Genomic DNA, 19,721 nt, shown 5'->3' with positions numbered 1-19,721 from the left:
AATTCATTCTAGAGTGTCGTCCATGCTCGATTCAGTGATCGATACCGGCTTGGCGCCCGTGCGCGACCCCGCCAAACTGCTGGCCGACGTGCATTCCCGCTGGGGCGGCCGTGACGACCTGTGGATCTTCGGCTACGCGTCGCTGATCTGGCGCCCCGAGTTCGAAGCCGCCGAGCAGCGGCTGGCCCAGGTGCACGGCTGGCACCGCGCGCTCGAGATGCGCTCGCGCATCAACCGCGGCACGCCCGAATGCCCGGGCCTGGTGTTCGCGCTGGTGGCAGGCGGCTCCTGCCGCGGCATGGTCTACCGCATCGAGCGCGCACGCGTCGACGACGAGCTGCCGAGGCTGTGGGCGCGCGAGATGCCGACCGGCGTCTACGATGCCCGCTGGCTGCCATGCCGCACGCCGCAAGGGCCGGTGAGCGCGCTCGGCTTCACGCTGAGCCGCAGCAGCCCGAACTACACCGGCACGCTGAGCGACGAGCACCTGCTCGGCGTGCTGCGCAGCGCCTGCGGGCGCTACGGCACGACGCTTGACTACCTGATGGAGACGGCGCGCTCGCTGCGCCAATGCGGCATCCGCGACCGCGGCATCGAGCGGCTGGTGGCACTGGTGGAGCGGCACGCGCTGGTGAACGGCTAGGCAGGCCGAGCGCCGGGCCGCTCCCAAGCCGGCCTGCATCCCCTCGGGGGATCGGTCGATGTACCCGTCGACCGAGGGGCTGTCATCCTTCAACGAGAGTCGCCGAACAGCGACGGGCTGTAGGCTGCCCGCACGCGATCCAGGTCGCCCTCGTTGTCGACATCCATCAGCACGCCGGAATCGTCGACATCGACCGCCTGCGCCGGATAGCGCGCCACCAGCCGGCGCGCGCCCTCGTCGCCGGTCAGCATCACCAGCTCGGTGTAGAGCTCGGCCGCAAAACCCACCGGATGCCCGCGCCGGCCCCGGTACTGCGCATAGCTCACGGCATGGTGGTCGAGCTGCTGCGCCACCGCGAGCAGCGTCGACGGCTGCACCATCGGCATGTCGCCCGGCAGCACCAGCCAGCCGGAGGCATCGGAGCAGGCCGCGACGCCCGACGCGATCGAGAAGCCCATGCCCAGGCGCTGCGCGCTGACCGGCGAGCCCGAGCCGACCGACGGCAGCATCACGATGTCGCGCGTCGCGACATGCGAGGCAGCCTCTTCGGCCAGCACCTCGGTGGCGACGACGATCACCGCCAGGTGCGTCGCGAGCGCATGCCGAAGCGTCGTCCCGAGAACACTCGATGCGCCGAGGCTCTGCGTGAGCTTGTGTTGCGTACCGCCGAAACGGGAACCCAGTCCCGCGGCGAGCACGACGATCGCCGGCCGCGCCTTCATGAGGCCATCCCTTTCATTGTTGTTCGTCATGGCAGCCGGCGCATCACAGCACGCAAGCCCTTGGTTGCAAGAATGGAATCGTTTGCTTTCGGCGCCTAGTGGGGCGTTCACTTAAGGCATTCCCCGCAGGTATTTTGTTCCCTGCGGGATACTCCGGCCATGACCGATATTGCCGACCTCCGCAAAAGCTACGAACGCGCCGAACTCGACGAGAACGCCTCGCGCAGCGACCCGTTGGAGCAGTTCGGCCTGTGGTTCCAGCAGGCCCTCGATGCGAAGCTGCCCGAGCCGAACGCGATGACCCTCGCGACGGTCGGCGCCGACCAGCGCCCGTCGACGCGCATCGTGCTGATCAAGGGTTTCGATGCGCGCGGCCTCGTCTGGTACACGAACTACGACAGCCGCAAGGGCCGCGAACTGGCCGCCCATGCGTGGGCCGCGCTGCAGTTCCACTGGGTCGAGCTGGAGCGCGTGGTGCGCATCGAAGGCCGCGTCGAACGCACCAGCGAGGCCGAGTCGGATGCGTACTTCCAGTCGCGCCCGCTCGATTCGCGGCTGGGTGCCTGGGCCTCGCCGCAGAGCGAGGTGATCGGCTCGCGCGCGGTGCTGGTGGCCAACGCCGCGAAGGCCGCCGCGCGCTACGCGCTGAACCCGCCGCGCCCGCCGCATTGGGGCGGCTTCCGCCTCGTGCCGGACAGCTGGGAGTTCTGGCAGGGCCGCAAGTCGCGGTTGCACGATCGCCTGCGCTACCGGCTGGCCGAAGGCAGCTGGCTGCGCGAACGCCTCGCACCCTGATCGGCACCCGGCCGCCGCGCCTGCGCCAGCCGGTCGAGCGCGGCGAGGAAGGCCTTGAAGTCGATCGGCTTGGTCCAGTAGTCGTCGAAGCCCGCCTCGCGCGCCCGGGAGACGTCTTCCGGCATCGCGTTGGCCGACAGCGCGACGATCGTCAGGCCGGCCAGATCGGGATCGGCCCGCAGGCGGCGCAGCACCTCGGTGCCGTCGATGTCGGGCAGCTGCATGTCGACCAGCACCACGTCGGGCCGCGCATGCTGTGCGAGCCGCACGCCCGACACGCCGTCGACGGCGATGGCGAGCTCCACGTGCGCATGGTTGGCGAGCAGCTCCTGCACCAGCAGCACGTTGACCGGGTTGTCCTCGATGTAGAGCAGGCGCAGCGGCGCGGCCGCTGTCGTGGCGACCGGGGCGGCCTGCACCGATGAGGGAACGGCCTGCTGCGCAGGTTCCGCGGCGGCACCGGCGGCGGCCCGCAGCACGATGCGGAACGCGCTGCCTCGGCCCGGCTCGCTCTCGACGCTGATCTCGCCGCGCATCAGCTTGACCAGGTGGTGCACGATGGCCAGCCCGATGCCGGTGCCCTGGATCGCTTCGCGCTCCGCGCCGAGTCGGTTGAACGGCTCGAACAGGTGGCGCCGCTGCGCGGCCGACATGCCCCGGCCATCGTCGCGCACCGTGATCGCCCAGGCCGGAACGCCCTGCCAGGCCCCGCGCTCGACCGCCAGCCACACGTGGCCGCCGGCGCGGTTGTACTTGATGGCATTGCTCATCAGGTTGGCGATCACCTGGCGCACGCGCCGCGGGTCGCCCAGCACCTGGGCCGCCGTCGCCTCGGCCTGCACGCTGACACCGGCCTCGTCGGCCTGCAGCCGGGTCCACTGCAGCACGTCGTGCAGCGCGGCCTGCAGCGGCACCGCCTCGTGGGCAAGCGGCATGCCGCTCGACTCGATCGACGCGAGGTCGAGCACGTCGTCGATCAGCGCCAGCAGGTGCTGGCCGGCCGAGCGGATGCGCTCCACCCGCTCGGCCTGCGGCGGGCTCAAGCGATCGCCGGCGTCGGCCGACAGCAACTGCGCGAAGCCGAGCACCGCGTTGAGCGGCGTGCGCAGCTCATGGCTCATGCGGGCCAGGAACTCGCTCTTCGCGCGGCTGGCCTGCTCGGCGGCCGCCTTGTCGCGCAGCGCCTGCTCGGCGCGCTTGCGCTCGGTGATGTCCCAGTTCACGCCGAGGAAGCGTTCCGGCCGGCCCTGCGCGTCGTGCTGCACATGGCCGCGCGTGGCCAGCCAGCGCACCGAGCCGTCGGGCCAGACCACGCGGAACTCATGCTCGAGCTCGCCGCCCTCGCGCACCGCCTCGTCCATCTTGCGCTGCAGCTCGGCCACGTCGTCCGGGTGGCGCGAGCCGTCGCGCAGGTCGTTCGCGCCGAGCGGCCCGTCGGGGCGGTGGCCGCGCAGCCGGAACATCTGCGCATCCCATTGCGAGGCGTGCGTTCGCAGGTCGCGCTCCCAGGTGCCGATGCCGGCCGATTCGGCGGCGAGCATCGTGCGCTCCTGCACGCGCCGCAGCTGCGCGCGGGTGCTGTGCAGCTCGGTGATGTCGATGTTGACGCCGAAGGCCATCAGCCGGCCGTTGACGCGCTCGCGCCGCGACCAGGCGGACACCCAGCGCACCTCGCCGTCGTCCGCCCGGCGGATGCGGAACTCCGACTGCAGCCCCTGCTGCGTGCCGCGGTCGGCGATCTCGCCGTGCGACTGCATCGCCGTGCGGTCGTCCGGGTGCACCAGCTCCTGCAGCCAGCGCTCCTCGCTGGGCACGCCGTCCTGCGGGCGCAGCCCGTAGATGCGGAACATCTGCTCGTTCCACTCGCCCTGGCGGGCCTCGATGTCGACCGTCCAGATGCCGACACCCGCGGCGTTGGTGACCATGTCGATGCGGCGCGCGAAGGCCTGCGCCTGCTCGCGCTCGGCGATCTGCGCGCTGCGGTCGAGCGAGACGCCGGACAGCGCGATCGCGCGCCCCTGCTCGTCGCGCTCGGCGACGCGGCGCGTCAGCAGGTGCCGGTAGCTGCCGTCCTCGTTGCGGTAGCGCGCCTCGACGTCGACGACGCGGTGCGTCGCGATGGCCTCATCGGCCGCACGCAGCACCGCGGCGCGGTCGTCGGGATGGATGGTCGAGCGCATGTACTCCAGCGTCAGGCCGTCGGGCGGACGCGGGATGCCCATCACCTGGTAGCCCCAGTCGTTGAAGTAGATGCGCTGCGTCGCCAGGTCGATGCGCCACACCGACACCGAAGCCAGCGTGACCGCGCGGTGCAGCTTGGCCGTCAGCGCCTCGATCTCGCGCAGGCGCGAGGTGCCTTCGGTGTCGTCGAGCAGGATGCCGGTCATGCGCACCGGCCGGCCCTGCGGGCCGGGATGCACTTCGCAGAGCGAGTGGAACTCCTTGACCTGGCCGTCCGGCAGCACGAGGCGGAACCAGGTCTCGTAGCGGCCCGGCGCTTCGCCGAAGCGCCGGTGCTCGAGGCGGAAGCGGTCGCGGTCGTCCGGGTGGACGCGCTCGCTCGCCTGGTCGAAGTTCGGCACGCCACCGGCCGGGTCGAAGCCGCACAAGCGGAACATGTGGGCGTCCCAGCGACCCTCGCCGGTGCGCAGGTCGCGCTCCCAGGCGCCGGTGCGGCCGAATTGCTCGATCAGCGCGAGCCGCGCCGCATCGGCCGAGGGCAGCACCAGCCAGGCGAGCCAGCCGCTGTCGAGCCAGACGGAGGTCCAGTCGATCTCGAGCGACGAGCCGGGGAACGCGATGCGCCCGCGACTGCTGGGCTCGGGGTGGCGCAGCGTGGCGACGAGTTCGCGAGCCAGCGCCTGCCAGCCCGCATCGGCGATGCCGTGGTCGGACGCCCACCGCGCCGCGGCGGGGTTCACCTTCCACCGACCGTCTGCCCACAGCCGCAATGCCGGCGCAGGCGACGAAAGCCACAGGGTGTCCATGCGCGGGCAAGTGTACTGACTGCCCGGCGCCCGGCCCGCTGCGCTACTCGGAGCGCACCTTCGATGCGAAGGTCTTGCGGAACTTCTCGACCTTCGGCGCGACGACGAACGCGCAGTAGCCCTGCCCCGGGTGCTGCGCGAAGTAGTGCTGGTGGTAGTCCTCCGCACGCGAGTAGTCGGCCAGCGGCAGCACCTCGGTGACGATCGGGCTCTTGTAAGTACCGCTCGCCGCCATCTCGGCGATCACCTCGCGGGCCACGCGCTCATGCTCCGGCGACTCGACGTAGATGCCCGAGCGGTACTGCGTGCCGACGTCGTTGCCCTGGCGGTTCAGCGTCGTCGGGTCGTGCACGACGAAGAAGATCTCCAGCACCTCGCGCAGCGTGATCTGCGCCGGGTCGAAGCTGACCCGCACCACCTCCACCGCACCGGTGTCGCCGCTGCACACCTGCTCGTAGCTCGGGTTGCGCACCCGGCCGTTGCTGTAGCCGGACTCGACGCCGGTGACGCCCAGCACGCGCTCGTATACCGCCTCGACGCACCAGAAGCAGCCGCCGCCCAGCGTGATGGTTTGGATGGAAGTCGTGTTCATGAGATCTCCTTGGACAGCCCAGATGACTGCGAGCGCGCAGTTTGCAAGGCTGTCGACTCGGTCGCGCCACGGCGTGCTTCCTGACAACGGCGCCTGACAACGGTGCCAGGGCGGGCCGGGAAGTGTGAACGATTCACACCTGTGAGCGCTGACTCATCGGCACAATCCAGCCGCCATGCCGGCGCCTCCTGCCGGCCGTTGTCCACCTTTCCCCCCCGGAACCAGCGCATGAACAGCCTGCTGACCCTGCTCGGCATCGAATCCTGGAAGCCCATCCTCAGCGCACTCGTGCTGCCGCCGGTGCCGCTGCTGCTGTTGGTGCTGATCGGTGCCCGGCTGATCCTGCCGCGCCGCGGCCTCGGCTGGTTGGTGATCATGGTGGCCACGCTCGGGCTGTGGTTCAGCGCCTGCAACGGAACGGCGCAGTTCCTGATTCAGGTGGCGCTGAAGCCACCGGCGGCACTCAGCACCGCGCAGATCAACGACCTGAGGACGGCGGCGCAGGCGAAGCAGCCGGTCGCGATCATCGTGCTGGGCGGCGGGCAGGAGGCGCTGGCACCTGAGTACGGCGTGGCCAACCTCAACGCCCAATCGCTGGAACGCCTGCGTTATGGCGTGTGGCTGGGCCGCCAGACCGGGCTGCCGGTCGGCTTCAGCGGTGGTCTCGGTTGGGCCCAGCCGGACGGGCAGCCGGAAGCCCAGACGGCGGCGCGCATCGCCGCACAGGATTTCTCTCACCCGCTGAAATGGGTCGAGGACCAGTCGAAGGACACCCGCGAAAACGCGGCCCGCACTGTCGCGCTGCTGAAGCCGGCCGGCATCACGCAGATCGTGCTGGTGACGCACGGCTGGCACATGCCGCGCGCGGTCGCGATGTTCGAGGACGCAGCGCGCGGCAGTGTCAAGATCCAGCCGGCGCCGATGGGCCTGGCGCTGCGCGTCGACACCAAGTCGCTCGAATGGGTGCCGACGACGCGCGGCTTCATGAATGTGCGCAACGCGCTGCACGAGTGGATCGGCAGCTTGGTCCGCGCTTGACTGCCCCACAAGACGAAACCCCTCCCGACCTTGCGGTGGGAGGGGCGGGCAACTGACGTTGCCAACTCGGGGCTCCGGAGGAAGTGGGTCCAGGGCTCCTGGTGCGCAGGGACTGCGCCGGTGAGGATGCCTGCATGCAGGCCCACCAAACTTAGACGACGCTCGGCGGCGATTCAAGGCCTCATTCGAGGAATCTGCGCCGATTTCGCAATGGTCAGCGTTTCATCACGCCGGCGACGATCTGCGCCACCTTCTGCTCCACCTCGGCGTCCATGCGGATGCTGCGCCCCCATTCACGCGCGGTCTCGCCCGGCCACTTGTTGGTGGCATCCAGCCCCATCTTGCCGCCCAGCCCGCTGACCGGCGACGCGAAATCGAGGTAGTCGATCGGCGTGTTCTCGACCAGCGTCGTGTCGCGCACCGGGTCCATGCGGGTCGTGATCGCCCAGATCACCTCCTGCCAGTTGCGGATGTCGACATCGTCGTCGGTCACGACGATGAACTTCGTGTACATGAACTGGCGCAGGAAGCTCCAGATGCCGAACATCAGCCGCTTCGCATGGCCGGGATAGCTCTTGCGGATGCTGACGATCGCCATCCGGTAGCTGCAGCCTTCGGGCGGCAGGTAGAAGTCGACGATCTCCGGAAACTGCTTCTGCAGGATCGGCACGAACACCTCGTTCAGCGCCACGCCCAGCACGGCCGGCTCGTCGGGCGGCTTGCCGGTGTAGGTGGAGTGGTAGATCGGATCGCGCCGGCGCGTCAGCCGGTCGATGCGGAACACCGGGAACCAGTCCTGCTCGTTGTAATAGCCGGTGTGGTCGCCGAACGGCCCTTCGAGCGCATGCAGGTAGCCGCCGACCTCCTTCAACGGCACGCCGTGCTCGCTGGTCCCGATGAAGCCGGCCGGCACGACCGGGATGTGGCCTTCCAGCACGATCTCGGCACCGGCCGGCGCCTGCAGCATCCAGCCCGGCTCGCCGACCGCGGTGTCGACCACTTCGGTGCGGCTGCCGCGCAACAGCCCGGCGAACTGGTATTCGGACAGGCTGTCGGGCACCGGCGTCACGGCGCCGAGGATGGTCGCCGGATCGGCGCCGAGCGCCACCGCGATCGGGAACGGCTGGCCCGGGTTGGCGAGCGCGAAATCGCGGAAGTCCAGCGCCCCGCCCCGGTGCGCCAGCCAGCGCATGATGACCTCGTTGCGGCCGATCACCTGCTGGCGGTAGATGCCCAGGTTCTGGCGGCGCCGCGCCGTCGGCGAGGCCTGCGGGCCGCGCGTGATCACCAGACCCCACGTGATCAGGGGCCCCGCATCCAGGGGCCAGCAGGTCTGCACCGGCAACTCGCCCAGATCGACCTCGCTGCCTTGCAGCACCTCCTGCTGGCACGGCGCCGACCGGACCGCGGCCGGCTTCATGTCCCACAGCGCCTTGATCATTTGTAACAAACGGCCGGCATCTTTCAGCCCCTTCGGCGGCTCAGGTTCTTTCAGGCTGGCCAGCACCCGACCCACGTCGCGCAGCTCGCTCACCTCGGTGGCGCCCATGCCCTGGGCGACCCGCCGAGGCGTTCCGAACAGGTTCGTCAAGGCCGAAATTTTGTAACCGGCGGGGCGCTCGAACCACAGCGCCGGACCGCCGGCGCGCAGCACGGAGTCGCTGATCGCTGTCATTTCCAGCCGCGCGGAGACTGGTTCGGCGATGCGTTTGAGCTCGCCGGCCCGTTCCAGGCCCGCCATGAAGTCCCTCAGGTCACGGTATTTCATTCTCTTTAGTTATGAAGAACGGCATCCTTATCCTTGACTGGTTATGAATCCAGTTCCTAGAATTCGCGACACCTTGAGAACTGATCAGGGTAAACCCGTAGAGCACACGAGGTGCCCGCGGGGACCACGCTGCCGACGAGCAAGCCGACGGAGCGGTTCCGGAGACTCCCGGAGTCGAACCGCGGTCGATTATCACCGTCACCTCTCGCACCCCTCGGGCCCCGTGCCGCGGCGGGTGGAGGCGCCAGACGGACTGACAAGGAGTGACATGACGACAGCGCTTCAACAATGGATCGCGGGATTTCAGGACGCCCGCCACACCGCCGCTCGGTCGAGCGCGGTCTTTCTGCGTGACGTGGGTCACGGCCTGCTGGAAGTGAGCCACAACGGCCTGGCCCTGCTGGGGCTGGCCATCGTCGCGATCGTGCTGTTCATGGGCAGCCGCGCCGACCTGCGCCATGCCGCCGAGAGCCGCGCGCTCGACTGGCTGCGGGCGCGCCACGATGCCCGCGTCGAGGGCACCGCCCAGGCGCTGACCGACCTGGTCGAGCCCGATGCCGTGAGCCGCGCCACCGCAGCCGACCCCAGGGACCTGACCAAGCAGCAGGCCGCCGTCGCGCTGTGGATCTCGCGCCGCTACCGCGTCGCCCCCGAGCCCGTCAGCCGGCTCGTGAAGGAAGCCTGGACCGTCGGCAACAAGTCCGGGCTCGACCCGACGCTGATCCTCGCGATCATGGCGATCGAGTCCAGCTTCAACCCGTTTGCCCAGAGCTCGGTCGGTGCGCAGGGCCTGATGCAGGTGATGACCCGCGTGCACGACGACAAGTACGAAGCCTTCGGCGGCAACCATGCGGCCTTCGACCCGGTGACGAACCTGCGGGTCGGCGCGCTGGTGCTGAAGGAATGCATCGCGCGCGCCGGCGGTGTCGAGGCCGGTCTGCGCTTCTACGTGGGTGCCGCCAACCTGAACGACGACGGCGGCTACGCCGGCAAGGTGCTGGCCGAGCGCGAGCACCTGCGCATGGTGGCCGACGGCAAGTCGGTGCCGGTGTTCGCGCCGCTGGTGGTGCCGACGCCGGTCGCGCTGCCGAGCACGCCGCTGCAGGCCGAGCCGGCGGTCATCGAGCCGACGCCGGTGTCGGCAGCGCCGATCGCTTCGCAAGCCCACACGATGCACCAGGTGGCCTCGCTGCGCTGAGGCGGCAGGGGCCGCGGTACACTCCGCGGGCTGCGCAACTGGCGATGGGGTCCGGGATGTCACGATCAGCGTGACGCCCGTCGGCCTGAGGTGGTGAACCACCGGGAAGCGCAGCCGGTTCCGGGTTTCCGGCACCGGTTCAGCCGTTCGCCTGGGCAGCCCCGTGGCCATGTGAGTCCGCCTCGCATGATCCGCCCCGGGGTCTTCTGTTGAAGAGGACTGCCAGCCATGTTCGACCGCACCCACTCCACCGTCGCCCAGGTGGACCCCGAGCTCTTCGCCGCGATCCAGAGCGAGAACCAGCGCCAGGAAGATCACATCGAGCTGATCGCCTCGGAGAACTACGCCTCGCCGGCCGTGATGGCCGCGCAGGGCAGCCAGCTGACCAACAAGTACGCCGAGGGCTACCCCGGCAAGCGCTACTACGGCGGCTGCGAGTACGTCGACATCGTCGAGCAGCTCGCGATCGACCGCGTCAAGCAGATCTACGGCGCGGCCCACGCCAACGTGCAGCCCAATTCCGGCTCGCAGGCCAACCAGGCGGTGTTCTTCGGCCTGCTGCAGCCCGGCGACACCATCATGGGCATGAGCCTGGCCGAAGGCGGCCACCTGACGCACGGCATGGCGCTGAACATGAGCGGCAAGTGGTTCAAGGTCGTCAGCTACGGCCTGAACGCCCAGGAAGAGATCGACTACGACGCGATGGAGCGCCTCGCCCACGAGCACAAGCCGAAGCTGATCATCGCGGGCGCCTCGGCCTACAGCCTGCGCATCGATTTCGAGCGCTTCGCCAAGGTCGCCAAGGCGGTCGGCGCGTACTTCATGGTCGACATGGCGCACTACGCCGGCCTGATCGCCGCGGGCGTCTACCCGAACCCGGTGCCGCATGCCGATGTCGTCACCTCGACCACCCACAAGAGCCTGCGCGGCCCGCGCGGCGGCATCATCGTGATGAACGACGAAGCCATCGCGAAGAAGATCAACAGCGCGATCTTCCCCGGCATCCAGGGCGGCCCGCTGATGCACGTGATCGCCGCCAAGGCGGTGGCCTTCAAGGAAGCGCTGGCGCCTGAATTCAAGGTCTACCAGCAGCAGGTCGCGAAGAACGCGGTCGTGCTGGCCGAGACGCTGATCGAGCGCGGCCTGCGCATCGTCAGCGGCCGCACCGAGAGCCACGTGATGCTGGTCGACCTGCGCCCGAAGAACCTGACCGGCAAGGAAGCCGAGGCGCTGCTGGGCCGCGCCCACATGACCTGCAACAAGAACGGCATCCCGAACGACCCGCAGAAGCCCATGGTCACCAGCGGCATCCGCCTGGGCAGCCCGGCCTTCACGACGCGCGGCTTCAAGGAGGAGCAGGCCCGCGCCACCGCCCACCTGATCGCCGACGTGCTGGACAAGCCGAACGACGAGTCGGTGATCGAAGCGGTGAAGGCCAAGGTGGCCGCGCTGACGCGCGACTTCCCGGTGTACCGCGGATGACCGGCCTGCCGGTCACCGGCCGCTGAGCCGTGCGCTGCCCGTTCTGCAGTCACGAGGAAACGCAGGTCGTCGAGACGCGCGAGTCCGATGAGGGCGATGTCGTGCGCCGGCGCCGCCGCTGCCAGAGCTGTGACAAGCGCTTCACCACCTACGAGCGCGCCGAGATCGCGCTGCCGTCCGTCGTCAAGAAGGACGGCACGCGCGCCGATTTCGACGCCTCGAAGATCCGTGCCTCGATGACGCTCGCGCTGCGCAAGCGGCCGGTCAGCGTCGAGCAGATCGACGCGGCGATGGAGCGCATCCAGGACAAGCTGCTCAACAGCGGCTCGAAGGAGGTGCCATCGACACGCCTGGGCGAACTGGTGATGCGCGAGCTCAAGCGCATCGACAAGGTCGCCTACGTGCGCTTCGCATCGGTCTACCGCAGCTTCGAAGACGTCGATGAGTTCCGGCAGCTGATCCGGGACATCTGAACCGGTACGCATCTCCCGAAATCACACAAAACCCCTGAAACCCCCTCACGTACCGGTACATCCGAGGGTGGTTTTGACCCCCTTCTCCCCCCATCGGGGGAGTGGCCGGCGGCGCGGCACTTCCTAAAGTCCGCGTCCGTTCATCAGGGGGATCCAACATGTTTCAGCTTGCCAGGCCGCGATCGGCCGAGGGTTTCACGCTCATCGAGTTGATGGTGTGCGTGGCGGTGTGCACCGTGCTCGCGCTGATCGCGGCGCCGAACCTGCAGCGCTGGATGGAGGTGCGGCGGCTCGAAGGCGTCGCGAACGAACTCGCGGCCGACCTGCGCCTCGCGCGCAGCGAAGCCATCGGCCGCAACCAGAATGTGCGCATCGGCTTTCGCGGCGTGACGACGCCGTCGAACTGTTACGTCGTCTATGTCGGAGCGATCGACGCGTGCCGTTGCACGTCACGAGACGAGGCAGCCTGCGAAGCCGGCGGCCAGGCGATCCGCCACGTCGCGCTGCAGGCCGGGCAGCAGGTCAGCCTGCAGGCCAATGTCCCGACGATGAGCTTCGACGCGCAGCACGGCACCAGCACGCCGGCTGCCACGCTGCGGCTGGCCAGCGCGTCGGGCCTCGCGATCCAGCATGTCGTCAACCTGCTCGGCCGCGTGCGCAGCTGCTCGCCGCAGGGCGCGGTGGCCGGCTACCGTGCCTGCTGAAGGGGTGGCGATGGCCTCCACGTTCTCCTTGCCGCAGCAGCGGCGCGGTTTCACGCTCGTCGAGCTGATGGCGGGGCTGGCGATCGGCCTGTCGGTCGTCGTCCTGGCGCTGGGCCTGCTGACGTTCCAGTTGCAGGACGCCCATCGGCAACTGGCCGATCTGCGCCTCACGCACGACCTGCAGACGATCGCCGAGGTGATGTCGCGCGATCTCGCCCGCGCCGGCCATCGTGTGCCGGCCGGCACCGCAGCCGTGGCCGGCTCGGCCGACCCCGCCATCGCACTCGCCGCGAGCGGTGACGGCCTGAGCATCGACTACGCCGCCACGCCGGCCTCCGGCATCGCCCCGAGCCGCTTCGGCTACCGGCTGCACAGCGGCGTCATCGAGATGGCGTTCGGCGCAGGGCACTGGCAGGCCCTCAGTGACGCCACCTCGATGCGGGTCACGCGGCTGGAGCTCACGCCCGACATCCGGCGCATCGATCTGCGGGAGTTCTGCAGCCGCCCCTGCGATGCCGGGGCCTGCCCCTACCAGCTGCAACGCCAGGTCCGCATCCGCTTGCAGGCCCTGGCCACCGATCGAGTTCCAGCGGCCAGCGGCGCGGCGCGCGAGGCCCTGGTCGAAGCCCGCGTGCGCAATGACGCCGTGGTCGGCGGGTGTCCGGGATGAACCGCCGGATGCACGGCCCCGGCGCGGCTTCAGGGCAATCCGGTGCGGTGGCGCTGATCCTGGTGCTGGTGGTCGCGGCGGCCCTCACGCTGGCCGCGACGTACACCTTCCGCGTGGCATGGGAGGAGCTGAAATCCTCCGGCAACCGCATGCGCGCCGCCCAGGCCGCCGAAGCGGCGGAGTCGGGGCTCGCATGGGCATTGGCCCGGCTCAACGACGAACGCCCCGTCGATGACGCCTGCCGGCCCGCTGCCGAGGGAGCAGCCTTCCGCGAGCGCTACCAGGGGACGCCCGCCATGCCGTCCTGCTCGTTCATCGGCGGGGCCTGGTCATGCCATTGCCCAGCGGCCGACGGGAGCAGCGCCGACATCGACGGCGACGCGGCCCGCCAGGCCTTCGCGCTGCGGCTGGGCAGCGCCGCCTCAGGTGTCACCACGATCGAGTCGATCGGCTGCAGCGGCAACACCACCGCCTGCCTGGCACCTGCGGGCGCAGGTGCAGCGGTCCACGTCGCGCGGGCCTGGGCCGATGCGGCCCGCATCCCGGCCATCGACGTCCGGCCGGTCGCGGCCATCACGGCGCGCGGATCCGTGCAGCTGCTGGGCGGGCCGACCGTCGTGCACCACGGGATCGCGAGCGGCGGCCTCACGCTGCACGCCGGTGCCGAGGCCGACCCGGGCGACGCCAGGCTGGTCGGCCCGCCCGGTGCACCCGCGCTGTCGACCATCGTCAGTGCCGATGCGGCTCTCGCCTCGGTCGACGCGGCGCAGTTCTTCGCGAGCGTCTTCCGGATGAACCGCACGACGTGGCAGGCCCAGCCCGCGGCGCGCTTCGTGACCTGCACGCGGCCCTGCGACGACGAGATCTCCCGGCGGCTCGCGCCGCCGGGGTCGGCGACCCTGCTCTGGCTCGACGGCGGCCTGCGGCTGGACGGCGCCACCCAGCTCGGCTCGCCCGCACGACCGGTTCTGCTGGTGGTCGACGGTGCGGTGCACCTGCGCGGGCCGGCGCGCATCCACGGCGTGCTGTACCTGCGCAACGCCGAGTGGCGCGACGAAGCCGGGGCCACGCTGCACGGTGCACTGCTGGCCGAGGACGATCTGCTGCTGTCCGGGCCGACCCGCATCGACCACGACAGCAGCGTCATCGAACGCCTGCAGATGTGCTGCGGCACCTGGGCCCGCGTGCCCGGCAGCTGGCGCGACTTCTGATGCACCGCTCCTTCAAGGGGCCACCCGCCGCCCCGGTGGCCGCCGGCGCCGCCCTGCTCGAGGCCTTGCTTGCGTTGTTGCTGGTGTCGCTGCTGTCGGCAGCGTTGCTGAACCAGCAGGACGCACTGCGCCATGCCCGCACCGCGGCACGGCAGCGGATCGATGCGCTTCAACTCGCACGGCTGGAGTTCGATCGCCTGCGCGGCGCGGCCGCATCGTCACCGGCCACCGCGGCGCCGGCACCATTCGAGCTCAGCCACAGCGAGCCGTCCGAAGCATCCGATGCAGCCGAGGCGCCCGCCCTGCGCGACCTCAGCGTCGTCGTGAACTGGCGCCATCCCGCCGGCGGACTGCATCGCGTGCAGCTGGATGCCCGTGTGCCGCGCCTCTCGCCGGTCTACGACGCCGTGCTGGGCCTCGCCCCGCAAGACATCGCGATCGCCCGGCCGCTCGGGCGTGCGCCGGACATCCCGTTCGAATCGATCTCGACCGCCCCCGATCGAAGCCTCTGGCAACCCGGCGGGCCGGGGGCGGCGGCTTGGCTGTTCGGCGATGCGGATGGGGCGATCGTCGCGCGCTGCAGCGCTGCACCGTCCGGCTGCGAACCCGCGAGCGGCACCGTGCTGAGCGGTCACCTGCGCTTCTCGGCCAGCACGCCGCCGGACCCTGCGACGCCGGGCGACCCGCTGCTGCCGCTGGGCGTCGTCCTCGCGCTCGACGGCCCTCCGGCACGGCTCGTCCGCTGCGCCATCCAGCCCGTCGCCATCGCCGGTGCGCGCTTCGTCCGCTACGGCTGCGTGGTGCCCGATCCGCCAGCCACCGGCTGGTCCGGCCGGGTCGAAATCGAACCCCTCGGCTGGAGCGTCGGCACGCGCGCCGGCAGCCAGCGCGTGTGCCGCTACAGCACCGACCTCGACGGCAGCGGCGCGATCGACCGCAACGACGAGCACCCGGCCCGCTACGCCACGGTGCACGGCGCACTGTTCCAGCAGAACTACCTGGTGGTGCGCGGCGACCAGCCGTGCCCGGACGGCAGCGCGATCGCGACGCACAATGACGCCCTGCTGGACACCGTGCAGCACCAACCCTGACCCGCCCGATGCCGCCCACCGAGCCCCCGAACGCCGCGGCGTTCACGCCCGCCGACCACGCCGCGATGCGCGAAGCACTCGCGCTGGCCGGACACGCCATCGGCCTGACCGACCCGAACCCGCGCGTCGGCTGCGTGATCCTCGACGCCCACGGCCAGGTGATCGGGCGCGGACACACGCAACAGGCCGGCGGGCCGCATGCCGAGGTGATGGCCTTGCGCGATGCCGCCGCGCGCGGCCATGCGACGCCAGGCGCGACCGCCTACGTGACGCTGGAACCCTGCTCGCACCACGGCCGCACGCCGCCGTGCTGCGATGCGCTGCTGGCCGCCGGCATCGCGCGCGTCGTCTCGGCCGTCACCGACCCGAACCCGCTGGTGGCAGGCCAGGGCCTGGCGCGGCTGCGGGCACAGGGCGTGCAGGTCGAATCCGGCCTGCTGGGCGAAGCGGCACGCGAGCTCAACATCGGCTTCTTCTCGCGCATGGTGCGCGGGCGGCCGTGGGTGCGCCTGAAGGCCGCGACCTCGCTCGACGGGCGCACCGCATTGAACAACGGCGCCAGCCAGTGGATCACCGGCGAGGCGGCGCGCACCGACGGCCACGCCTGGCGCAAGCGGGCCGGCGCGGTGCTGACCGGCGTCGGCACCGTGCTCGACGACAACCCCCGGCTGGATGTGCGGCTGGTCGAGACCGCGCGGCAACCGCTGCGCGTCGTCATCGATTCGCGGCTCGACATGCCGCCCACCGCGCGCATCCTCGATGCGCCCGGCCAGGTGCTGGTGTATGCCGCGGCGCCCGAGGCGGCCCGCATCGCCACGCTGGCGGCCACCGGCGCCGAGGTGATCCTGCGCCCCGGCCCGACAGGCAAGGTCGACCTGGCCGCCGTGCTGGTTGACCTGGCGCAGCGCGGCATCAACGAGCTGCACGTCGAGGCCGGCCACAAGCTGAACGGCTCGTTCGTGCGCGAGGGGCTGGTCGACGAGTACCTCGTGTACCTCGCGCCGAAGCTGCTCGGCGCCGGCCGCGACCTGGCCGCCTTCGGCCCGCTGGAGCGGCTGGACGACGCCGCGGCGCTGCGCTTCCATGCGGTCGACCGCATCGGCGACGACCTGCGCGTGATCGCCCGCCCGTCGGCGCGGGAACTGTTCTGACTGCGAGAATCACGCCCATGTTCACCGGCATCATCTCCGGCCTCGGCCGCATCGAATCCGTCCGCCCGCTGGGCGCCGACGCCTCCCACGGCCTGCAACTGACGCTGCAGGCCCCCGACCACTACCTCGACGACGTGCAGCTGGGCGACAGCATCTCGCTGAACGGCGCCTGCATGACGGTCACCACCTTCGACGCCGCCGCCAGCCGCTTCACGATCGACATCTCGGCCGAGAGCCTGGACAAGACCGCCGGCCTGTCGCAACCCGGCCCGGTCAACCTCGAGAAGGCGCTGCGGGCGCACGACCGGCTGGGCGGCCACCTCGTCAGCGGCCACGTCGACGGCATCGGCCGCGTGACGCATTTCGCGCCGGTCGGCGAATCGTGGGAGCTGCGCGTGCTGGCGTCGGCCCACATCGGCCGCTTCCTCGCCTACAAGGGCTCGGTCGCGGTGAACGGCGTGAGCCTCACGGTCAACCGCGTCGACGACCGGCCCGAGGGCTGCGAGTTCAGCATCAACCTGATCCCGCACACGATCGAGAACACGACGCTGGGCACGCTGGCGGCCGGCTCCGCCGTCAACCTCGAGATCGACCTGATCGCAAGGTACGTGGAACGCATGCTGGCCACAGCGCCCGCAAAGTAAGCCCCAGGCGAAGCCGAGGGCCCCATCAAGCAACGCCCCGGGATCCGGCTCCGCCGGGCCCAGGGGTGGCGCCCCTCGGGGGCAGGAGCGAAGCGACTGGGGGGCCCATACAATGTCAGGCTATGCCGATCTCCCCCGTACCCGAACTGATCGCCGAGCTCGCCGCCGGCCGCATGGTCATCCTCGTCGACGAGGAAGACCGCGAAAACGAGGGCGACCTGGTGCTCGCGGCCGACCACGTGACGCCCGAGGCGATCAACTTCATGGCGCGCTTCGGCCGCGGCCTGATCTGCCTGACCCTCCCCCGCGAGCGCTGCGAGCGCCTGCAGCTGCCGCCGATGGCCACCCGCAACGGCACCCGCCACGGCACCGCGTTCACCGTCTCGATCGAAGCCGCCACCGGCGTCTCCACCGGCATCTCGGCCGCCGACCGCGCCCGCACCGTGCAGGCCGCCGTCGCGCGCGATGCGCAGGCCACCGACCTCGTGCAGCCCGGCCACATCTTCCCGCTGCAGGCGCAGGATGGCGGCGTGCTGATGCGCGCCGGCCACACCGAGGCCGGCTGCGACCTCGCGGCGATGGCCGGCCTCAGCCCCACCTCGGTGATCTGCGAGATCATGAAGGACGACGGCACGATGGCGCGCCTGCCGGACCTGGAGGTCTTCGCGAAGGAACACGGCCTGAAGATCGGCACCATCGCCGACCTGATCGGCTACCGCAGCCGCAACGAAAGCCTGATCGAGCGCATCGGCCAGCGCTCGCTGACCACCGCGCAGGGCGATTTCGACTGCACCGCCTTCCGCGACCGCACCGGCGGCCTGCACCTCGCGCTGAGCCACGGCAGCATCGACACGAGCGACGAGGTGCTGGTGCGCGTGCACGAGCCGCTGTCGGTGATGGACCTGCTCGACACCGGCGCCTGCAGCCACTCGTGGCCGCTGCACAAGGCGCTCGCGACGCTGCAGGCCAGCCAGCGCGGCGTCGCGGTGCTGCTGAACTGCGGCGAGGACGTGCAGTCGCTGCTGTCGCACTGGCAGGACACCCCCGCGGCGCCGGCGCGCGCCCGCGCGCAGATGGACCTGCGCACCTACGGCATCGGCGCCCAGATCCTGCGCGAGCTGGGCGTCACGAAGATGAAGCTGCTGGGCAGCCCGCGCCGCATGCCGAGCATGACCGGCTACGGCCTCGAGGTCACCGGCTTCGTCGCCCCCGAACACTGAACGACCGACTGGATTGACATGCAAGCAGCAGACAAGGGCCAGGCGGCCGACCTGGACGGCACCGACCTGCGCATCGGCATCGTGCAGGCCCGGTTCAACGACAAGCTGACGCAGGCGCTGGCCGACGCCTGCATCGGCGAGCTCGGCGCGCTGGGCGTCGCCGCCAAGCACATCAAGCACGTGACGGTGCCCGGCGCGCTGGAGGTGCCGCTGGCGCTGAACGCGATGGCCGCGAGCGACCGCTACGACGCACTGGTCGCGCTCGGCTGCATCGTCCGCGGCGAGACCTACCACTTCGAACTCGTGTCCAACGAAAGCGGCGCCGGCGTCACGCGCGTCGCGCTCGACCACGAGATCCCGATCGCCAACGCCATCCTGACCGTCGAGGACGAGGCCCAGGCCTGGGCCCGCGTCGAAGAGAAAGGCCGTGACGCCGCACGCGTCGCCGTCGAGATGGCCAACCTGCTGGAAGACCTGTCGTGAGCGAGACCGAACCGAAGAACCCCGCCCCGGCGGCTGACGCACCGGCGGCTGATGCACCGGCCGCGAAGAAGCCCGCGGGCAAGGGCGGCCACAAGGGTGGCAAGCCGCAGCCCAAGTCGTCGCGCCGCCGCTCGCGCGAGGCCGCGCTGCAAGGCCTGTACGAGTGGCTGCTGTCCGGCGCCGAGGTCGGCGTGGTCGATGCCCACATGCGCGAGCAGGAAGGCTTCGACAAGGTCGACGCGGCGCACTTCGACGCGCTGCTGCACGGCTGCATCGCCGAGGCGTCCGACCTCGACGCGGTGCTTTCGCGCCACGTCGACCGCAAGACCACCGAGCTGTCGCCGATCGAGCACGGCGTGCTGATGATCGGCGCCTACGAGCTGAAGCACTGCATCGACATCCCGTACAAGGTCGCGATCAACGAGGCGGTCGAGCTGGCCAAGAGCTTCGGCGGCACCGACGGCCACAAGTACGTGAACGGCGTGCTCGACAAGGCGGCGCTCGACCTGCGCCCGGTCGAGGTGGCGGCGTTCCGCGCCCAGCGACGCTGACCCGGCGCGACGCAGCGATGAAGCTCGCCGGCCGCCTGGACCACATCGAGCCCTTCTACGTGATGGAGTGCGCGAAGGCGGCGGTCGAGCTGTCGCGCACCGCCGCCTGCGACCCCGCGCAGGGCGGCCGGCCGATGATCTTCCTGAACATCGGTGAGCCAGATTTCACCGCGCCGCCGCTGGTGCAGCAGGCCGCACGCGAATGCCTGGAGCGCGGCAGCACGCAGTACACGCAGGCCACCGGCCTGCCGGCGCTGCGCGAGCGGCTGAGCCGCTGGTACGCCGAGCGCTTCCAGGT

General features: G+C 70.5%; 19 protein-coding genes, 1 pseudogene and 1 riboswitch. Of the genes and pseudogenes, 16 read left to right on the top strand and 4 right to left on the bottom strand.

Going from position 1 to position 19,721, the window contains the following annotated elements; genetic code table 11:
* The first annotated feature begins 22 nt into the window (after window positions 1–22).
* Window positions 23–643, top strand: coding sequence for a gamma-glutamylcyclotransferase (locus AC1D1T_RS10095; RefSeq protein ID WP_477826223.1), 621 nt, complete (start codon window positions 23–25; stop codon window positions 641–643).
* Window positions 644–732: 89 nt separating this feature from the next.
* Here AC1D1T_RS10095 and AC1D1T_RS10090 read toward each other — a convergent pair whose 3' ends face one another.
* Window positions 733–1,365 carry a nucleotidyltransferase family protein gene (locus tag AC1D1T_RS10090; protein WP_047504571.1) on the bottom strand — a complete coding sequence of 211 codons (633 nt, stop codon included), beginning with the start codon at window positions 1,363–1,365 and terminating at the stop codon, window positions 733–735.
* 159 nt (window positions 1,366–1,524) lie between these two features.
* On the opposite strand from AC1D1T_RS10090, the gene pdxH reads away from it, so the two are divergent.
* A complete protein-coding gene (pdxH, locus tag AC1D1T_RS10085) occupies window positions 1,525–2,160 on the top strand; it encodes a pyridoxamine 5'-phosphate oxidase (protein ID WP_047504576.1) in 636 nt (211 codons plus the stop codon).
* Here pdxH and AC1D1T_RS10080 read toward each other — a convergent pair.
* Together AC1D1T_RS10080 and msrA are read right to left on the bottom strand one after the other, a co-directional pair.
* On the bottom strand, window positions 2,112–5,147 hold the full coding sequence (locus AC1D1T_RS10080; RefSeq protein WP_477991836.1) for a hybrid sensor histidine kinase/response regulator: 3,036 nt from the start codon (window positions 5,145–5,147) through the stop codon (window positions 2,112–2,114). The two genes, pdxH and AC1D1T_RS10080, sit on opposite strands and share 49 nt — an antisense overlap.
* A gap of 43 nt (window positions 5,148–5,190) precedes the next feature.
* Window positions 5,191–5,739, bottom strand: a complete 549-nt coding sequence (msrA, locus tag AC1D1T_RS10075) for a peptide-methionine (S)-S-oxide reductase MsrA (protein ID WP_047504579.1) — start codon at window positions 5,737–5,739, stop codon at window positions 5,191–5,193.
* Window positions 5,740–5,967: 228 nt separating this feature from the next.
* Here msrA and AC1D1T_RS10070 point away from each other — a divergent pair, with 228 nt between their 5' ends.
* Window positions 5,968–6,777 carry a YdcF family protein gene (locus tag AC1D1T_RS10070; protein ID WP_477991835.1) on the top strand — a complete coding sequence of 270 codons (810 nt, stop codon included), beginning with the start codon at window positions 5,968–5,970 and terminating at the stop codon, window positions 6,775–6,777.
* Between the two features lie 214 nt (window positions 6,778–6,991).
* Here the strand turns inward: AC1D1T_RS10070 and AC1D1T_RS10065 are convergent, their stop codons facing one another.
* Window positions 6,992–8,545 carry a UbiD family decarboxylase gene (locus AC1D1T_RS10065; RefSeq protein ID WP_477828278.1) on the bottom strand — a complete coding sequence of 518 codons (1,554 nt, stop codon included), beginning with the start codon at window positions 8,543–8,545 and terminating at the stop codon, window positions 6,992–6,994.
* A 268-nt stretch (window positions 8,546–8,813) separates the two neighbouring features.
* Between AC1D1T_RS10065 and AC1D1T_RS10060 the strand changes: the two genes are divergently transcribed.
* The 13 genes and pseudogenes from AC1D1T_RS10060 to AC1D1T_RS10000 all read left to right on the top strand — a co-directional run.
* Window positions 8,814–9,743: a lytic transglycosylase domain-containing protein gene (locus AC1D1T_RS10060; RefSeq protein ID WP_477991834.1), complete on the top strand. Its 930-nt coding sequence runs from the start codon at window positions 8,814–8,816 to the stop codon at window positions 9,741–9,743.
* A 24-nt stretch (window positions 9,744–9,767) separates the two neighbouring features.
* Window positions 9,768–9,907, top strand: a riboswitch (ZMP/ZTP riboswitch).
* Between the two features lie 64 nt (window positions 9,908–9,971).
* Window positions 9,972–11,225 (top strand): serine hydroxymethyltransferase, encoded by a 1,254-nt coding sequence (gene glyA, locus AC1D1T_RS10055; RefSeq protein ID WP_465111815.1) that lies wholly within the window; start codon window positions 9,972–9,974, stop codon window positions 11,223–11,225.
* A gap of 29 nt (window positions 11,226–11,254) precedes the next feature.
* The gene (gene nrdR, locus AC1D1T_RS10050; RefSeq protein ID WP_047504593.1) at window positions 11,255–11,698 is read left to right on the top strand and encodes a transcriptional regulator NrdR; all 444 of its coding nucleotides are present in this window, start codon (window positions 11,255–11,257) and stop codon (window positions 11,696–11,698) included.
* A 158-nt stretch (window positions 11,699–11,856) separates the two neighbouring features.
* Window positions 11,857–12,402 carry a GspH/FimT family pseudopilin gene (locus AC1D1T_RS10045; protein WP_477825428.1) on the top strand — a complete coding sequence of 182 codons (546 nt, stop codon included), beginning with the start codon at window positions 11,857–11,859 and terminating at the stop codon, window positions 12,400–12,402.
* A 10-nt stretch (window positions 12,403–12,412) separates the two neighbouring features.
* Window positions 12,413–13,072: a PulJ/GspJ family protein gene (locus AC1D1T_RS10040; protein WP_477825429.1), complete on the top strand. Its 660-nt coding sequence runs from the start codon at window positions 12,413–12,415 to the stop codon at window positions 13,070–13,072.
* Window positions 13,069–14,283 carry a hypothetical protein gene (locus tag AC1D1T_RS10035; RefSeq protein ID WP_477825430.1) on the top strand — a complete coding sequence of 405 codons (1,215 nt, stop codon included), beginning with the start codon at window positions 13,069–13,071 and terminating at the stop codon, window positions 14,281–14,283. Before AC1D1T_RS10040 ends, AC1D1T_RS10035 begins: the two co-directional genes overlap by 4 nt.
* Window positions 14,283–15,374 carry a hypothetical protein gene (locus tag AC1D1T_RS10030; RefSeq protein ID WP_477825431.1) on the top strand — a complete coding sequence of 364 codons (1,092 nt, stop codon included), beginning with the start codon at window positions 14,283–14,285 and terminating at the stop codon, window positions 15,372–15,374. The genes AC1D1T_RS10035 and AC1D1T_RS10030 overlap by 1 nt, the downstream gene beginning before the upstream one ends.
* A gap of 8 nt (window positions 15,375–15,382) precedes the next feature.
* Window positions 15,383–16,525 carry a bifunctional diaminohydroxyphosphoribosylaminopyrimidine deaminase/5-amino-6-(5-phosphoribosylamino)uracil reductase RibD gene (ribD, locus tag AC1D1T_RS10025; RefSeq protein ID WP_477825432.1) on the top strand — a complete coding sequence of 381 codons (1,143 nt, stop codon included), beginning with the start codon at window positions 15,383–15,385 and terminating at the stop codon, window positions 16,523–16,525.
* A gap of 17 nt (window positions 16,526–16,542) precedes the next feature.
* Window positions 16,543–17,169, top strand: a complete 627-nt coding sequence (locus tag AC1D1T_RS10020; RefSeq protein ID WP_047504605.1) for a riboflavin synthase — start codon at window positions 16,543–16,545, stop codon at window positions 17,167–17,169.
* A gap of 122 nt (window positions 17,170–17,291) precedes the next feature.
* A complete protein-coding gene (gene ribBA / locus AC1D1T_RS10015) occupies window positions 17,292–18,389 on the top strand; it encodes a bifunctional 3,4-dihydroxy-2-butanone-4-phosphate synthase/GTP cyclohydrolase II (RefSeq protein ID WP_477825433.1) in 1,098 nt (365 codons plus the stop codon).
* An 18-nt stretch (window positions 18,390–18,407) separates the two neighbouring features.
* Window positions 18,408–18,872 (top strand): 6,7-dimethyl-8-ribityllumazine synthase, encoded by a 465-nt coding sequence (gene ribH, locus AC1D1T_RS10010; RefSeq protein ID WP_477825434.1) that lies wholly within the window; start codon window positions 18,408–18,410, stop codon window positions 18,870–18,872.
* On the top strand, window positions 18,869–19,423 hold the full coding sequence (gene nusB / locus AC1D1T_RS10005; RefSeq protein ID WP_477839329.1) for a transcription antitermination factor NusB: 555 nt from the start codon (window positions 18,869–18,871) through the stop codon (window positions 19,421–19,423). Before ribH ends, nusB begins: the two co-directional genes overlap by 4 nt.
* Before the next feature lie 17 nt (window positions 19,424–19,440).
* Window positions 19,441–19,721: pseudogene (locus AC1D1T_RS10000) on the top strand (aminotransferase); the annotation flags it as partial.

Source organism: Rhizobacter sp. P2_H3 (assembly GCF_056403355.1).
Note: the sequence above shows the minus strand (reverse complement) of the source record. Positions and strands in the feature narration are given on the sequence as shown.

Bases quoted from the DNA above. Each gene is read 5' to 3' on its own strand.
- AC1D1T_RS10095 (WP_477826223.1), top strand. From the start codon at position 23: ATGCTCGATTCAGTGATCGATACCGGCTTGGCGCCCGTGCGCGACCCC.
- AC1D1T_RS10090 (WP_047504571.1), bottom strand. From the start codon at position 1,365: ATGAAGGCGCGGCCGGCGATCGTCGTGCTCGCCGCGGGACTGGGTTCC.
- pdxH (WP_047504576.1), top strand. From the start codon at position 1,525: ATGACCGATATTGCCGACCTCCGCAAAAGCTACGAACGCGCCGAACTC.
- AC1D1T_RS10080 (WP_477991836.1), bottom strand. From the start codon at position 5,147: ATGGACACCCTGTGGCTTTCGTCGCCTGCGCCGGCATTGCGGCTGTGG.
- msrA (WP_047504579.1), bottom strand. From the start codon at position 5,739: ATGAACACGACTTCCATCCAAACCATCACGCTGGGCGGCGGCTGCTTC.
- AC1D1T_RS10070 (WP_477991835.1), top strand. From the start codon at position 5,968: ATGAACAGCCTGCTGACCCTGCTCGGCATCGAATCCTGGAAGCCCATC.
- AC1D1T_RS10065 (WP_477828278.1), bottom strand. From the start codon at position 8,545: ATGAAATACCGTGACCTGAGGGACTTCATGGCGGGCCTGGAACGGGCC.
- AC1D1T_RS10060 (WP_477991834.1), top strand. From the start codon at position 8,814: ATGACGACAGCGCTTCAACAATGGATCGCGGGATTTCAGGACGCCCGC.
- glyA (WP_465111815.1), top strand. From the start codon at position 9,972: ATGTTCGACCGCACCCACTCCACCGTCGCCCAGGTGGACCCCGAGCTC.
- AC1D1T_RS10045 (WP_477825428.1), top strand. From the start codon at position 11,857: ATGTTTCAGCTTGCCAGGCCGCGATCGGCCGAGGGTTTCACGCTCATC.
- AC1D1T_RS10040 (WP_477825429.1), top strand. From the start codon at position 12,413: ATGGCCTCCACGTTCTCCTTGCCGCAGCAGCGGCGCGGTTTCACGCTC.
- AC1D1T_RS10035 (WP_477825430.1), top strand. From the start codon at position 13,069: ATGAACCGCCGGATGCACGGCCCCGGCGCGGCTTCAGGGCAATCCGGT.
- AC1D1T_RS10030 (WP_477825431.1), top strand. From the start codon at position 14,283: ATGCACCGCTCCTTCAAGGGGCCACCCGCCGCCCCGGTGGCCGCCGGC.
- ribD (WP_477825432.1), top strand. From the start codon at position 15,383: ATGCCGCCCACCGAGCCCCCGAACGCCGCGGCGTTCACGCCCGCCGAC.
- AC1D1T_RS10020 (WP_047504605.1), top strand. From the start codon at position 16,543: ATGTTCACCGGCATCATCTCCGGCCTCGGCCGCATCGAATCCGTCCGC.
- ribBA (WP_477825433.1), top strand. From the start codon at position 17,292: ATGCCGATCTCCCCCGTACCCGAACTGATCGCCGAGCTCGCCGCCGGC.
- ribH (WP_477825434.1), top strand. From the start codon at position 18,408: ATGCAAGCAGCAGACAAGGGCCAGGCGGCCGACCTGGACGGCACCGAC.